The organism is Haloarchaeobius baliensis, from assembly GCF_052060055.1.
Lineage (GTDB): Archaea > Halobacteriota > Halobacteria > Halobacteriales > Natrialbaceae > Haloarchaeobius > Haloarchaeobius baliensis.
Genome location: NZ_JBPPFR010000002.1, coordinates 669,381 through 683,971 on the forward strand (window position 1 = coordinate 669,381; position 14,591 = coordinate 683,971).

The 14,591-nt window shown below is 69.8% G+C and carries 14 protein-coding genes; 7 read left to right on the forward strand and 7 right to left on the reverse strand.

Translation table 11 applies throughout. The annotated features are described in order from the left end of the window. The first annotated feature begins 10 nt into the window (after positions 1 to 10). A complete protein-coding gene (locus ACSG06_RS14185) occupies positions 11 to 1,096 on the forward strand; it encodes a lysylphosphatidylglycerol synthase transmembrane domain-containing protein (protein WP_440990938.1) in 1,086 nt (361 codons plus the stop codon). A gap of 1 nt (position 1,097) precedes the next feature. Here the strand turns inward: ACSG06_RS14185 and ACSG06_RS14190 are convergent, their stop codons facing one another. The 6 genes from ACSG06_RS14190 to ACSG06_RS14215 form a co-directional block, all read right to left on the reverse strand. Continuing rightward, on the reverse strand, positions 1,098 to 2,147 hold the full coding sequence (locus ACSG06_RS14190; protein ID WP_440990939.1) for an NAD(P)-dependent glycerol-1-phosphate dehydrogenase: 1,050 nt from the start codon (positions 2,145 to 2,147) through the stop codon (positions 1,098 to 1,100). A gap of 422 nt (positions 2,148 to 2,569) precedes the next feature. Continuing rightward, on the reverse strand, positions 2,570 to 3,487 hold the full coding sequence (locus tag ACSG06_RS14195) for a dihydrodipicolinate synthase family protein (RefSeq protein ID WP_440990940.1): 918 nt from the start codon (positions 3,485 to 3,487) through the stop codon (positions 2,570 to 2,572). Between the two features lie 35 nt (positions 3,488 to 3,522). Continuing rightward, positions 3,523 to 4,161: a TVP38/TMEM64 family protein gene (locus ACSG06_RS14200; protein ID WP_440990941.1), complete on the reverse strand. Its 639-nt coding sequence runs from the start codon at positions 4,159 to 4,161 to the stop codon at positions 3,523 to 3,525. Positions 4,162 to 4,242: 81 nt separating this feature from the next. Next, positions 4,243 to 4,656: an EamA family transporter gene (locus tag ACSG06_RS14205; protein ID WP_440990942.1), complete on the reverse strand. Its 414-nt coding sequence runs from the start codon at positions 4,654 to 4,656 to the stop codon at positions 4,243 to 4,245. A 69-nt stretch (positions 4,657 to 4,725) separates the two neighbouring features. Beyond that, complete coding sequence (locus tag ACSG06_RS14210; RefSeq protein ID WP_440990943.1) at positions 4,726 to 5,610, reverse strand: DUF7979 domain-containing protein; 885 nt, start codon at positions 5,608 to 5,610, stop codon at positions 4,726 to 4,728. A gap of 64 nt (positions 5,611 to 5,674) precedes the next feature. Continuing rightward, positions 5,675 to 7,603, reverse strand: coding sequence for a beta-CASP ribonuclease aCPSF1 (locus tag ACSG06_RS14215; RefSeq protein WP_440990944.1), 1,929 nt, complete (start codon positions 7,601 to 7,603; stop codon positions 5,675 to 5,677). A 308-nt stretch (positions 7,604 to 7,911) separates the two neighbouring features. Here ACSG06_RS14215 and ACSG06_RS14220 point away from each other — a divergent pair, with 308 nt between their 5' ends. The 4 genes from ACSG06_RS14220 to ACSG06_RS14235 all read left to right on the forward strand — a co-directional run bounded on the left by ACSG06_RS14220 (position 7,912) and on the right by ACSG06_RS14235 (position 10,010). Beyond that, a complete protein-coding gene (locus ACSG06_RS14220) occupies positions 7,912 to 8,394 on the forward strand; it encodes a DUF7984 family protein (RefSeq protein WP_440990945.1) in 483 nt (160 codons plus the stop codon). Positions 8,395 to 8,457: 63 nt separating this feature from the next. Then, positions 8,458 to 8,943, forward strand: coding sequence for an OB-like fold-containing membrane protein (locus tag ACSG06_RS14225; RefSeq protein ID WP_440990946.1), 486 nt, complete (start codon positions 8,458 to 8,460; stop codon positions 8,941 to 8,943). Further along, positions 8,940 to 9,482, forward strand: coding sequence for a hypothetical protein (locus tag ACSG06_RS14230; protein ID WP_440990947.1), 543 nt, complete (start codon positions 8,940 to 8,942; stop codon positions 9,480 to 9,482). The genes ACSG06_RS14225 and ACSG06_RS14230 overlap by 4 nt, the downstream gene beginning before the upstream one ends. A 21-nt stretch (positions 9,483 to 9,503) precedes the next feature. After that, positions 9,504 to 10,010 carry an 8-oxo-dGTP diphosphatase gene (locus ACSG06_RS14235; protein WP_440990948.1) on the forward strand — a complete coding sequence of 169 codons (507 nt, stop codon included), beginning with the start codon at positions 9,504 to 9,506 and terminating at the stop codon, positions 10,008 to 10,010. 5 nt (positions 10,011 to 10,015) lie between these two features. Here the strand turns inward: ACSG06_RS14235 and ACSG06_RS14240 are convergent, their stop codons facing one another. Continuing rightward, the gene (locus tag ACSG06_RS14240) at positions 10,016 to 10,750 is read right to left on the reverse strand and encodes a hypothetical protein (protein WP_440990949.1); all 735 of its coding nucleotides are present in this window, start codon (positions 10,748 to 10,750) and stop codon (positions 10,016 to 10,018) included. A gap of 622 nt (positions 10,751 to 11,372) precedes the next feature. Here ACSG06_RS14240 and proS point away from each other — a divergent pair. Both proS and ACSG06_RS14250 read left to right on the forward strand, forming a co-directional pair. Beyond that, positions 11,373 to 12,863, forward strand: a complete 1,491-nt coding sequence (gene proS / locus ACSG06_RS14245) for a proline--tRNA ligase (protein ID WP_440990950.1) — start codon at positions 11,373 to 11,375, stop codon at positions 12,861 to 12,863. Positions 12,864 to 13,001: 138 nt separating this feature from the next. Next, complete coding sequence (locus ACSG06_RS14250; protein ID WP_440990951.1) at positions 13,002 to 14,501, forward strand: sensor histidine kinase; 1,500 nt, start codon at positions 13,002 to 13,004, stop codon at positions 14,499 to 14,501. The last annotated feature ends 90 nt before the right edge of the window (positions 14,502 to 14,591 follow it).

Below are 14,591 nucleotides of genomic sequence, written 5' to 3' on the forward strand. Positions count from 1 at the left end.
GGTGGGGTGTATGGGACTGCGGGAGATCGTCGCGGGCGTGGTCGTGGGCCTCGTGGTCGTCGCCCTGCTCGCGGTCGGCGTCGGCTGGGAGCAGGTGCTCGACCGGGTGCTCGCCGCCAACAAGCCGCTGTTCGGGCTGGCGCTGCTCGCCGGCTTCGGCTCCATCGTCGCGTGGGGGCTCTCCGTCTACGCGCTCGTGCGTCCGATCCCGGACGCGCCGGGCCCGCGGCGGTTCGGGAACCTCTACCTCGCCGCAGTGTTCGTCAAGCAGGCGATCCCCTTCGGCGTCGCGGGCGGTGCGGCCGTCCTCGCGTACGTCATCTCGCGGTACTCCGATGCGACCATCGAGCGCACGCTGCTCGCGACGACGGTCGCCGGCTTCCTCAGCACGGTCGCCTCGGCGCTCGTCGCCGGGGTCGGACTGCTGTTCGTCCTGCTCACGCGCCCCGTCCCGCAGTGGATCATCCAGCTGACGGTCGTCCTCGCAATCGGGCTGCTGGCGCTCATCGGTATCGTGACGGCCTTCGCCATCTGGCCCGCCATCCTCCGCCGGGCGACGGTCCGGTTCGCGGGCGCAATCCACCCGACCGTCTCGGCGCTGTCGACCCGCGTCGGCGCGGTCCTCGAACCGACGCGGGTCCGGGCGCGGCTCGACCGCTTCGTCGACACGGGCGAGGTCGTCGCCAGAGAGCCCCGGGCCGTCGTGGCGTCGTTCGCCGCGTCGGTGCTCGCGTGGGTGTTCACCGCCGCCGCGTTGAGCTTCTCGCTGGCGGCGGTCAGCAGCCCCGCGGCGCTGTCGGTCTCGGCGTTCGCCGTCACGGTGTCCGGGGTCGCGACGGCCGTCCCGCTGCCGGGCGGACTCGGCGGCGTCGAAGCCACGATGTCGGCGCTCGTCACCGTGATGAGCGGCGATCAGGTGACCGCCGTCGGCGCGGGCGTCGTCCTCTTCCGGCTCGCGACGTTCTGGCTCCGGCTGGTCGTCGGTGGCCCCGCCGGGCTGGCGGTGCTCGGGCGCTACGGCTCCGGCTCGCAGGCGCTCGACGAGCTCGACGAGATAGAGGAGAGCGTGGGCGACGTCGGCCCCGCGGGCGAGTAGGCTACTCGATGACGCCGGTCTTTCTGGCGGTCTCCCAGGCCGCCTCCTCGCTCATGCCGTCGCCGAGGATGGTGTAGCGGTCGCGGATCTCGTGGCAGGTCGTCAGCGCCTCGACCACCGTCTCGGGCTCGATGCCGAGCTCCTCGGCGGTCGTCGGCGCGTCGATGCTCCGGAGCGCGTCGCGGATGTCCGTCCAGAAGCCGTGGTCGCCGCCGTGGAGGTACGCCGTCAGGATTGAGCCGACGCCGACCTGGTGGCCGTGCAGCGCGGGGTTCGGGGCGATGCGGTCGAGCTGGTGCGAGAACAGGTGCTCGGCGCCGGAGGCGGGCCGCGACGAGCCCGCGATGGACATCGCCACGCCGGAGGAGACCAGCGCCTTCGTCACCACCCACGAGGACTCTTCCAGTCCCGGGCGGACCGAGTCCGCGTTGTCGACGAGGATCTCGGCGGTCATCTCGGAGAGCGCGGCCGCGTACTCCGAGTACGGCACGTCCTTCAGCCGGTTCGCGAGCCGCCAGTCCATCACCGCGGTGTAGTTGGAGATGATGTCGGCACAGCCCGCGGTCGTCAGCTCCCAGGGTGCCTCCGCCAGCACCTCCGTGTCGGCGACCACGGCCAGCGGCGGGTCCGCCGCGACGCTGTGGCGGGTGTCGCCCTCCGGCACCGACCCGCGCCCGGAGACGATGCCGTCGTGGCTCGCCGCCGTCGGGACCGAGACGAAGCCCAGGCCGACGTGGTCCGCCGCCATCTTCGCGATGTCGATGGCCTTCCCGCCGCCGACGCCGAGCAGGAACCCCGGCTGTGCCGCCTCCGCGCGCTCGATGACCCGCTCGACGGAGTCGAACGTCGCCTCCTCGACGACGACGACCTCCGAGTCGGCGAACTGTGCCTCGATGGTCTCGCCGATCAGCCGGCGGGGCGTCGGGCTCGTCACGACGAGCGGTCGTCCCTGCAGGTGCAGGTCCTCGACGACCTCCGCCGTCCGGTCGACGACGCCGTGGCCGACCACCACGTTCCGGGGCAGCCGGATCCACGTCGATTTGGTGAACATACCCCAACCGACACCGGCCGTCGGGAAAGGAGTTACGCGACGTGCGAGGGTGGCGAGTATTGGCAAGAGCAGTTTGGAGACGGCGGAATCAGTGTCGAGCCATCCGCGCGAGGGACGAGCGCCGCAGGGAGCGGTCACGAGACGCTCGCGTCTCGTGGGCCCACCGGAAATCTCCGATTTCCGGGGACGCTAGCGACTGAGGCGCGCAGGAGGCTGGGGAGGTTCGAGGGCGGTTGCGGTGCGGTCGGGTGGGGCTGAAAGGGGCGAGGAGCTCGGCGAACCCCGGCGACGTGAGCACCGCAAGAATGAGGAGCGCAAGGAGCCGCGGGAGTCGAGCGCCTCGGGGCTTTCTGGCTGTTCGTGGGACAAGAGATTCCTAAAGCAGAAGCGAGACTGGACAATCTCGAACCAACAGAAAAGACTCAGTCCAGCAGCCCGAGTTCCCGAAGCTCCTCCTCGAGCGCCGCCTGGTCAGCAGCCTCCATCCGCCGAAGCGGGCTCCGCAGCGGCCCCGCCTCGAAGCCCTGTAGCGACAGCGCAGCTTTCACGCCGGCCATGTATGGCCCGCGCTTGAGCGCCGAGCGCACGTCGTACACCTGACTCTGCAGCTCCCGGGCCCTGTCCTCGTCGCCGGCGTCGTAGGCCTCGTACAGGTCGACGACGAGCTCCGGGAAGGCGTTCGCCACCGCGGAGACCATGCCAGCACAGCCGATCTCGAGGCCGGGGAACAGCAGGGAGTCGGAGCCGGAGAGGAACGTCAGATCGGGGTGCTCGTCGATGGCCTGCCCGAGCCACGGGACGTCCTTGCTGGAGTCCTTGACGCCGACGAGGTTGGGGATGGCGGCGAGCTCGGACACCGTCTCCAGCGAGAGCGCGTTCCCGGTCTTCGAGGGGATGTGGTAGACGTAGGCTGGGCGGTCGACGGCGTCGCAGACGCGGCGGTAGTGCTCGACGGCTCCGTCGCCATCGAGTGGGTAGTAGAACGGCGTCACGACGACGATACCGTCGGCCCCGGCGTCGGCGGCGGCCTCGGCGCGGGCGACGGTCTGCCGGGTGCTGGGCGCGCCGACGCCCGCGATGACTGGCACCTCGTCGCCGACCTCGTCGACGACGCTCTCGACGATGCGGTCGCGTTCCGCGCCGGACAGCATCGCGAACTCGCCGTTGGTGCCGAGCGGGAAGACGCCGTGTGCGCCGCCGTCGACGACGAACCGGGCGTGGGCCGCCGTCCCCTCGTAGTCGACCGACTCGTCGTCGTGGAACGCCGTCACCGTCGGCGGGACGACGCCGTGGATGCCCAGCGGGTCGGCACCACCGGGTGCGGGAGCGTTGGAAGCCATGATGAGAAGATAACGCGGATTCGAGTTAATAGTTCCTACGACGCGCGGCGCTCGAGGAACCGGCGGTACAGCGGCCGGGCGACGAGCAGGAGCGCGAGGACGCCGGCGCCGACGAGCACGAGCGGGTTGACCGAGTGCCCGGTGGTGACGTTCCGCGCGGAGACGCCGATGGCCATGATGGTGAGTATCCAGGGGAGCTCGCCGATGAACGTCCCGAGGAGGAACGTCCCGAGGGGAACGTCCGCGAGGCCGGTGCCGTAGGCCACCGCGTCGGCAGGCGCGGGCGAGAGCCGGCCGGCGATGGTGCCCCGGAGGTCGCCCGTCGCGTCGAACACCTCGTCGCCGGAGCGCCGCAGCCAGCCGAGGATGCCGTCGTCGCGCTTGTACCACCGGCCCGCGTAGTACGCCGGGAGCGCGGTGAGGACGCCACCGGCCAGCGCGATGGGGAGCCCCGGCCAGCCGAACCGGTAGCCCACGAGCAGCGTGAACGCCGTGACGGGGATCGCCAGGAACGGGCGGACGACGTAGCCCACGGCGAGGATGAGGACGAACAGCACGTCGTTCTCGACGGCCGCGACGAGGCGCGGGACGTCCCCCCCGACGGTCAGCCGGGCGAGCACGAGCAGCGAGAGCGCCGCGACCAGGATGGCTGCCTGCCGGTATCTTCGTCGCACTACCTGAGCGAGGGTCAGTTCGCACTTGTGGGTTTCGGGAGCAGCCGAAACACGACGGCACGGTGACGTACCCGGGGCAGGTCAGTTCGCCAGCAGCGCCACGGCGACGACCGCGAAGCCGACGCCGCCGACGCGCTGGAGGGTGACGGGCTCGTCGAACAGCACCACACCCAGCACCGCGGCGACGACGAAGTACAGCGCCGAGACGGTCGTCACGACGCCGGTGCTCCCGCGCTCCAGCCCGGCGTAGAACGCGACGGCGGCGATGCCGGAGAACACACCAGCGCCGACCGCGAGCAGGAGTCCCTCGCGGGTGTACGTGACCGGGTTCGGTCGCGTGAGGACGTACGCGCCGGCGAGGGCGGTACCGACGAGGTAGGAGACGATCATCGCGACGGTCGGCGAAGTGCTCTGGGTTGCGGCGTCGGCGAGGACGGCCCAGAGCCCCCACGTGACCATCGCCAGCAGCGCGAAGACGACGGGCGAGGTGGACATACGGTCGGCGAGACGCTCCGGGGTCGAAAGCGTTGCGAGGCGACGCGCCGGCGGGGTTCCGCGACCCGCCTACTCGACGCTGAGCCGGAGCGTCAGGTTGTGCAGCATGACGGCGTCGGTTTCACGGGCGAGCTGTACCAGCCGGTCCGTCGGCTCCTCCACGAGTCTCGGCGTGCCCCGGTCGTCCTCGACGACGCCTGCGACGGCCTCGGCCATCCCGGATTCGACCGGCGTGCAGTCGAGCACGGGCGGGTCGTCGGCGTCCGTCGGTTCCAGCGACAGCACGTACCAGACCCGGTCCGCGAAGAACTCGGCGTCGGTCTGTCGGCGCTCGCGCCCCTGGTACACCTCGCCGTCGAGACGGACGTAGCTCTCTGCGAGGACGGTTCTGGCGAACGTGCCGAGTTCGGTTTCGGGGTACGTCTCGGCCGGGTCGCTGCCCGTCGCGTTTCGGACGAACTCGCGTTGCTCGGTGGTCAACTCGCTCCCCTCGACGACAGTCGCGTCGTCGGGGACCGACTCGGCGGGAGCGGCCTCGAACTGCATCCGGTAGCGACCGCCGGTCTGCACGTCGACCGCGTACGTGCCGTCGACACCGTCGGTGCCCCGCAGTTCGAGCGTCTCGAAGGCGGCGAGGTCGGGCGACGGCGGCTGGTCGACGAACATCTCGTAGTGGCCACGGACAACGCCATCCTCGCGTGCGGCGTCGACGATGAGCCTTCGGAGACCGTCGGGCACAACCCGGATCGCGCCGTGGACGCCGCCCGGGTCGACCTGCAGCCCCTGGACGCGTGGGTCGTCCGCGGTGGTCGTGGACTGGGTGGTCGTCGGCGCGTCGGTCGGCTCCGTGCCGTCGTTCGTCGGCCTGTCGTCGCCACTGTCGAGACCGGCACACCCGGCGAGAGTGGCCGAGGCCGCGGCGACACTCGCGACGAACGTACGTCTGGAGGGCATCACGTGAACCGACCACGAGAACGGGTAAGTGTCTTCTGTCGGGAACGTCGGCCAGGGAGCCGCGCTACTTGAACCGGAACGTCTCCAGGTTCTTCGGCGCGAACGTCCGCATGTTGAACTCGTGGTAGAGCGCCGAGGAGAGGTCCTGCACGGAGGACTCGTCACCGTGGACACAGAGCACCTTCTCGGGTCGGGGGTTCATGGTGCGGACGAAGTCCTCGAGCCCCTGGCGGTCGGCGTGGCCGGAGAAGCCGTCGACCGTCTCGATGTCCATCTTCAGCTTCAGCGTGTTCGAGCGGCCGCCGTTGCCGCCGCGGTCGTTGATGGGGATCTCGTCCCAGCCGTTCTGGATGCGGCGACCCAGCGTCCCCTGGGCCTGGTAGCCGACGAACACCATCTTCGAGTCCTCCTCCTTGCCGACGTGGCGGAGCCAGGACATGATGGGCCCGCCCTCGACCATCCCTGAGGTGGAGAGGATGATGCAGGGGCCGCCGTCGGCGACCTCCTGGCGCTCGTCCTCGCCGCCGTCGATGTGGTTGAACTCGTCGGCCAGGAACGGGTTCTCGTCCTCGTGGAAGATGCGGTCGCGCAGGTCGTCGCGCAGGTACTCGGGGTAGGTGGAGTGGATGGCGGTCGCCTCCCAGATCATCCCGTCGAGGTGGACCGGCATCGAGGGGATCTCGCCCTTGCGCATCGCCTCCTCGAGCACGAGCATGATCTCCTGCGAGCGCCCGACGGCGAACGCCGGGATGAGCACCTTGCCGTCCTGCGCGTGGGCCTCCTTGATGACCTCCTTCAGCTTGCGCTCGGAGTCCTCCTGGTCGGTCTGGTAGTCGTTCCGGCCGCCGTAGGTGGACTCCAGCACGAGCGTCTCGACGCGCGGGAAGTCGTTCACCGCGCCGTTGAACAGGCGGGTGTCCTTGTAGTGGATGTCGCCGGAGAACGCGACGTTGTAGAGGCCGTCGCCGATGTGGAAGTGCGAGACGGCGGAGCCGAGGATGTGGCCCGCGTTGTGGAACGTGAGCTTCACGTCCGGCGCGATGTCGGTCACGTCGCCGTACTCCAGCGGGATGGTGTGCTTGATGGCCTCGCGCACCATCTCTGACTCGTACGGCGGCGCGCGTCCCTCCTTCGCGGCGACGTCGAGGTAGTCGAGCGTGAGCAGACCCATCAGGTCGCGGGTCGGCTCGGTGGTGTAGATGGGGCCGTCGTAGCCGTACTTGAAGATGAGCGGCAGCAGCGCGGAGTGGTCGAGGTGGGCGTGGGTCAGGACGACCGCGTCGATGTTGGTCGCGCCCGCGCCGAGGGCCTCCGGCACCTGCAGGTAGGGCACCTCGCCCTCTGCGCCGGGCTTGTCGCCGCAGTCGATGAGGATGCGCGTCTCGGGCGTCGAGAGGATGAACGAGGCGCGCCCGACCTCGCGACAGCAGCCGAGCGTCGTGATGCGGACGTACTCGTCGTTCGACATCTCCTCGCGGTGGATCTGCCGGCCGACGCGTTCGAGGATCTCGCGGCGCTCGTCGCGCTCCTGCTTGAGGAAGTTGCGGACGTTCGAGACCGTCGAGGACTCGATGGGCGGCGTGCGGACCACCTCGGGGGTCCAGCCGACCTTCTTCGTTATCTCGCGCAGGGTCGAGCCGTGGCGGCCGATGACCATGCCCGGCTTCGCGGCCTCGATGACGACCTCACCGGTGTCGGCGTGGAAGTCCAGGTCGGTCACGCCCGCGTCCTCGGGGATGACCTCCATGATCTGCTCGCGTGCCGACTCCGGTCGGGAGAGCACGTCCGGGTCGGGTCGGACCGTGATGCGCTTCCGGAGCTTCGAGGCGAGCCGGCGGATGAGGTCGCCCTGCTGGGCGAACTTCTTGGGGTCGCGTGTGTACACCACCAGCTCGGGGCCCTCGTACTTGACGGCGGACACCGAGATGTCGCTCGGAATCTCGCTCTTGATCTCTGCTTCCAGTTCTTCGAGTTGTCGATCTACGGAACTCATATGTCGAGAAATTCAGTCGCGTCCGGACGGCGTGTTCCGCCCGTTCCGGCCGACCGTCGCCGCGGCCAGCCCCGTCCGTCCCGGACGGAGCCGCCACACGCCACTGCCTCCGCACCGCTGTCGGACTGGTGACGTGCGTTGCCGCGCGTGTCGTATCGAGACATTGTCGGTGGAAACTGCGGTTCGAGCCCGTCCCAGGCGCTTGCTCGTCGGGAGGTCTCGGGGAGAACCCGCTTACTCGGTCGTATGCCACCGATGTTATAAAAGCCTTCGCAATACTGAGGGCAGGGGCGTCCGTACTGCCTCCCATGCAGGTGACGAAGGCGGTCGTCGAGCGCGAGCACAGGTGGGTCCGCGACCGGGCCGACGTGGTCGTCCCGCTGGCGAATCGTGTGCGTGGCGACCTCGGCGAGACGTTCGGTATCGACGTCGACCCCGTGACGGAATCGCAGTACGTCGCCGTCGTGGACGAGACGTTCGCCGACGGCGACCGCGCGGTCAACGTGGCGGCGCTGGTCGGACTCCTGCGCGACCTCGACGTCGAGGGGGACTACCCCGGCTTCGTCGTCGACGAGCTGCTCGGCCGGGAGCTCGCCGCGACCATCGCCGGGAGCCAGCCGCTCCGCATGCTCGGCGAGGCGACGTTCCACTACGCCGACATCGTGACCCACGGCGACGCCGACGAGGCCGCCGGGGCGGACGACCTCGACGCGGCCCTCGCCGCCGGCACGCAGGAGCGCATCCCGGGCTGGGGCTGGAACGAGCGCGAGAGCCCGTTCGCCGTCGACTGAGGCCGACCGATCCGGTTCCGACCCGAAGGAGCTACGAGGCCGCCGCGAGAAGGGGCGCGTCAGATGGAGCGCCCGCTGGTCCGACTCCTCGTGGTCGTCTGCTGTCTCGTCGCCGCTGGCTGGCTGGCCGTCGACTACGCCGCCCACGCCGACGACCGGGGGACGTACCCGAGCGACAGGGCGCTCACCGACGACTTCGACTCCTACCACGGCGAACAGGTGTTCCTCTGGCTCGACGTGACCAGGGTGACCGACGACGGCCTCGTCGGCACCTTCGGCCCCGACGACAGGGCGGTCGTCGTGACCGGCGTCGACCCCGGCACGGACGTCAGGCCGAACGACCAGGTGCAGGTGTACGGGGCCGCCCGCCCCGACCACCGCATCGCCGCCGAGCGCGTCGTCGTCTCCCACGGCGAGAACCGTACGTACATGTTCGCGGCGTCTGCGCTCGCGGCGCTCTGGGCCCTCGGGTTCCTGCTGCTGTACTGGCGCCCCGACCTCGGTCGGGGGGTCCTCACGCCACGGAACGACGGCGGTGACCGGCCGTGAGCGACCTGCTCACGCACGTCCTCGCGACGTTCGTCGTCGCAACGGTCGCCTCGTGGGTCGTGCCCGGATTCGCCCGGCGGCACGTCCCGCTCGCGACCGCGGGCGCGGTCGTCCCCGACCTCGCGAAGGGCTACCTCGTGACCGGCGACACGCAGGTCACCCTCGCGGGCGTCACCGGCTCGTGGTACGCGGTCCAGACGGTCGGCGTCGTCACCTGTCTCGCCATCGCGGGTGCGATGCTGGTCGAGCGGTCGGAGCGCCGTGTCGCACTCGCCGGGCTGCTCGGCGGTGCGTCGCTGCACGTCTCGATGGACTACCTCGTCATCCGCGCCGGGGGCGTCGCCCCGCCCTACCTCTACCCACTGACGTGGGCCCAGCTTCCGTCGCTGGACCTGTATCTGAGTTCGAGCCTCTGGCCGTCGCTGGTGGCGGTGCCGACCGCCGTTCTGGTCTGGTACGTCGACCGGCGGGGGCTGGTGCCGGGGGCGTCGGTCACCGCCGACCGGTCCGGGCGTTCCGACGGCGACAGAGCTAACTGACCACCGCGCCGTCACGGACGTATGGCCGGCGACGACCGCGACGAGGCGACCCTCTGCTACCCGGTCCGGAGCGACCTCCCGCTCGCGCCCGACGACGAGCTGCTGATGATCCGCAAGCGTCGGGGGCTCGGGGCCGACCTCTACAACGGCCCCGGCGGGAAGGTCGAACCAGGCGAGACGCCCCGCGAGAGCGCGATCCGGGAGACGCGCGAGGAGACCGGGCTCGACGTGGCGGACCTGACGAAGCGGGCGGAGTTCGACTTCTTCTTCGGCGACGAGCACATCTTCCTCTGTCACGTCTACGTCGCCCGCGAGGTGGCGGGCGAACCCGAGACGACGCCCGAGGCGGTTCCGGAGTGGCGGTCCCGCGGGTCGGTGCCCTACGACGAGATGTGGCCCGACGACGAGCTGTGGCTCCCGCAGGTGCTCGACGGCGGCACCGTCCGCGCGACGTTCTACTTCGACGACGACGGCGACGAGCTGCTGGAGCACGAGCTCAGCGACGGCGTCGAGTTCGACGAAGAGTAGGGCCGCTACGCGACGACTTTCCCGCCGAGGCCGTCCGCCAGCGCGGCCAGCTCGGCGTCGATGTCGACATCTTGGCCGACCAGTCCGGCGGCGACGGCGAGCTGCCGGGCCGTCGACGTGTCGTGTTCCGCGAACTTCACGACCCAGAAGTACGGCGACCCCTGCGGGTTGCCGGCGACGAACTCCGCCGGGCGACCCGGCGCGGTGTCGAAGGACTCGAAGAACGACTCCTCACCGCCGCCGCCGACGAACGCCCACCAGAGGTCGTCGTCGCGCCGGGCCGTCGACTGGGCGACGTACACCTCGGCGACGCCCTCGGGCACGCCGAGCGACCGGCTCGCAGCGATGGGGCCGTCGCCGGTGTGGCCTGCGGCGGCCTCGGTCCAGAGCGTCGCCGCGAAGTCCGGGGTGCGGGTCGGCCGGAAGCCGACGACGAGGCGCTGGTCGTCGGTGCGCTCGACGGTCGTGAACCGCCCCGGCGTGCCGGGGTAGACGCCCGCCTGCACCCGGTTGCCGGGCTCCAGCTCGTCGACCACGGCCTGCATCTCGCCGCCGTAGTTCCCGGTCGAGACCGCGACGGCCTCCCCCACGCGGACCGACGCCGGAATCTCGGCGTCGAACAGCGGGTGGACGAGCATCGTCCTCCCGTCCGAGCGCGTGCCGAGGACGCGCCACTCGCCGGTGAGCACCTTCATGCCGATACCTCCCCTGTCATCGTTCCCCCAGATGTCATCGTACACCTACACGTCCGCAACCGGCTTGGGTATGGTCATCGGGTCGGGGCGGATAGGTGAGCCTACCGCCTCCGAAACCGTCGTGCGGCTGGCGTTCCGCCACTGGCGCGCGACTGGTGAGACCGCGACCGCAGGGAGCGTGTCGAGCCATCCGCGTGAGGGATGAGCGAACCGGAGCGCAGCGGAGGAGAGCGAATCGGCTGGGGAGGCCAGAGGTGCGGTGCTGTGGGGTGTGGGACTGAAAGGGGCGGCGGGCTACACGAACCCCGGCGACGCAAGGACCGCAACGGAGTGAGGACCGCAGCGAGCCGCGGGAGTGTAGCCCGCCGGGGCTTTCTGGCTGTTGGCGGTCGAGTTAGTTCCCACGGCGGCCGGGGCTTTCTGGCTGTTGGCGGTCGAGTTAGTTCCCACGGCGGCCGGGGCTTTCTGGCTGTTGGCGGTCGAGTTTGTTCCCACGGCGGCCGGGGCGTTCTGGCTGTTCGAAGCCGAGTCTGCTTCCGCGACTGTCGAGGCTGTTCGACTGCTCCCAGTTCGAACTCCGCCAGCATCTCCAACTCTGGGACCCACGTTCAGACGCAGTCGCACACCTTCAAGGGGTTTATAGTCCAGACGGGAGTCCGTACGGACAATGAGTGGAGAACAGGAGCTCGGCATCACCGAGTCCAAGGAGTACAACACGGGCGAGTGGTACGCCGAAGTCGTCCAGAAGGCGAAGCTGGCGGACTACGCGCCGATGGGCGGGTTCATCGTCACGCGACCGCGGGGCTACGAGCTGTGGGAGCGGCTGCAGGACCATCTGGACGGCTGGTTCAAGGAGACGGGCGTCACGAACAGCTACTTCCCGCTGTTCATCCCGGAGAGCTACCTGGAGCAGGAGAAGGACATCGTCGAGGGGTTCGACCCGGAGGTCGCGTGGGTGACCCACGGCGGGCACGAGGAGCTCGAGGAGCGACTCGCGGTCCGACCCACCAGCGAGTCCATCATCACGCCGTTCATCAGCGACTGGGTGCGCAGCCACCGCGACCTGCCGATGCGGCTGAACCAGTGGGCGAGCGTCGTGCGCTGGGAGGCGACGGAGACGAAGCCGTTCTTCCGGACGAAGGAGTTTCTCTGGCAGGAGGGCCACACGGCCCACGCCACGGACGAGGGCGCGTGGGACGAGGTGATGACGCGGCTGGACCAGTACGCGAAGCTCTACGAGGACGTGCTGGCGATTCCGGTGCTCCGGGGAGCCAAGCCCGACCACGACAAGTTCCCCGGCGCGGACACGACGACGTCGGTGGAGGCGCTGATGCCCGACGGGAAGTCCGTGCAGGGCGGGACCTCGCACCACCTCGGCCAGTCGTTCGCGAAGGCGTACGACGTGACGTTCACCGACGAGGACGAGGACGAGCAGACCGCGTGGACGACCTCGTGGGGGCTGTCGTGGCGGGCGCTCGGCGCGCTCATCATGACGCACTCGGACGACCAGGGGCTCGTGCTGCCCCCCGCACTGGCGCCCGAGCAGGTCGTCATCGTGCCCATCTACAACGAGGACAACGAGGAGGAGGTCATGCAGTACTCCTCGGAGATCGCCGCGGAGCTGCAGGAGGCGGGCGTCCGCGTCCACCTCGACGACCGCGACGAGCGCAATCCCGGCTTCAAGTTCAACGAGTGGGAGCTCAACGGCGTCCCCGTCCGGTTCGAGATCGGCGGCTACGAGGTCGAGGACGAGGAGGTCACCGTCGTCCACCGGCCCGACGGCGAGGAGGTCGTCGAGGACCGCGCCGACATCGCCGAGGCGGTCGACGACCACCTCGACGCGGTGTTCGACAAGCTGTACGCGGCTGCCGAGGAGAACCTCGTCGAGAACGTCCGCGCGGTCGAGGACGTCAACGAGATCCTCGGGACCATCGGCCAGCACGGCGGCTACGTGAAGACGCCGTGGTGTGGCGACGAGGCCTGCGAGGAGGCGGTGAAGGAGAAGGTCCACGCCGAGATCGTGCTCGTCCCGATGGACGAGGAGGACGTGCCGGAGGCTCAGCTCGAGGACGGCGAGGCGCTCGAACTCGAGCACGACGAGTGCACGATGTGCGGTGAGCCGGCCGAGGAGATCGCGTACTTCGCGAAGACGTACTGACGGGACCGTTCCCCCTGCAGGGGCGACCGGTTCGCCCGAACACGTCTCCGACCCAACGTGTCGAGCCAGTACAGTAATACCGGTCCGAGTGCATCCTGTTGCTATCCGAGCCGAGCGACGGCGAGGGAAGGGAAGCACATGGTCGATAGCCAGACCGAGTCGGTCATCGAGTCCTTACCGGGAGCCGCGCTCGTCGTCGACCCGGACGGGCGCATCCGGGCCGGGAACGAGAGCACGCCCGTCGTCTTCGGTGCCGACGTCGAGGACATCGTGGGTGCCACGCTCTCGGAGCTGGTCGGGCGGGACCTGCTGCCCCAGGCGACCCGGGAGCGCTTCGAACTGCTGACCGCAGACATGGGGACCGACGCCGACGCCCGGACGTTCCGGTCCGGTATCCGTCGCGGGGACGGCCCGCTGAAGCAGTACATGATGCGGCTGTCGCCGTACGTCGTCGACGAGGAGTACGCGGGCGTGCTCTGGTCCATCCGGGACGTGGGGACGACCCAGCGGTACGAGGAGACGGTCGACGCGCTCCAGGGGGCGACGCGCGAGCTGCTCGCCGCGGAGACGCGCGAGGCGGTGTACGAGACGTGCGGCCGGGCCGCCAACGAGGTGCTCGGGTTCCCGGGGGTGGGCGTCCGCGAGTACGACCCCGACGACCACGTGCTCCGGCACGTCACCTTCGGGGCGACCATCGACGACGTCGGCAGCCGGCCACCGTACGACATCGAGACCTCGCCGCACGGGCGGGCGTTCCAGCGCGGCGAGACGGTCGTCGACGACGACATCGACCCCGAGACGGACCCGTACGACCGTCGGGCGTTCACCGCCGCGATGTACCTGCCCATCGGTCGCTACGGTATCCTCAGCATCGGGAAGGTCGCCGGCACCTTCGACGAGACGGACGTGCGGTTCGCGGAGATCCTCGCGGAGAACACCGCGGCGGCGATGCGACAGGTCGAGCAGACGCTCCGGCTGGAGGAGCAGCGCGAACGGCTCATCAGACAGAACGAGCGGCTCGACGAGTTCGCGAGTGTCCTCGCACACGACCTGCGGAACCCGCTCAACGTCGGCGAGGGCTCGTTCGAGCGGTACCGCGAGACCGGCGACGCGGATGCGGCGGCCGACGTCGAGTACGCGTTCGGGCGGATGCGAGAGCTCATCGACGAGGTGCTCGCACTCGCCCGCGACGGCCAGCAGGTGGACGACCTGACGCCGGTGGAGCTCGCGAACGTCGCCCGGAGCGCCTGGGCGAACGTCGACGCGGACGGCGTCTCCCTCGAGGTCGAGACGGACGCCGTCGTGGCGGCCGACGAACGACGGCTCAAGCGGCTGTTCGAGAACCTCCTGCGGAACTCCGTGGAGCACGGGTCGGCCGACGGGGACGGGGTGACGACGATCCTCGTCGCCGACCTCGGGTCGGGCTTCGTCGTCGCCGACGACGGGGTCGGGATTCCGGCGGCCGAACGCGACACCGTGTTCGAGACGGGCGTCACCTCGAACGAGGACGGGACGGGGCTCGGGCTCGCCATCGTCGAGCAGATCGTCGACGCGCACGGCTGGACGGTCACGGTGGCGGAGAGCGAGTCCGGCGGCGCGCGCTTCGAGGTCACCGGGGTGTCCGTCGTCGAGGGCTGAGACCCCCGGCAACGGCGGATATACGTACTGTTAATGTTTCCTTATATGTGTTATTAATACCCTTAGCCATTCAGGAGTAGCCTCTTATAC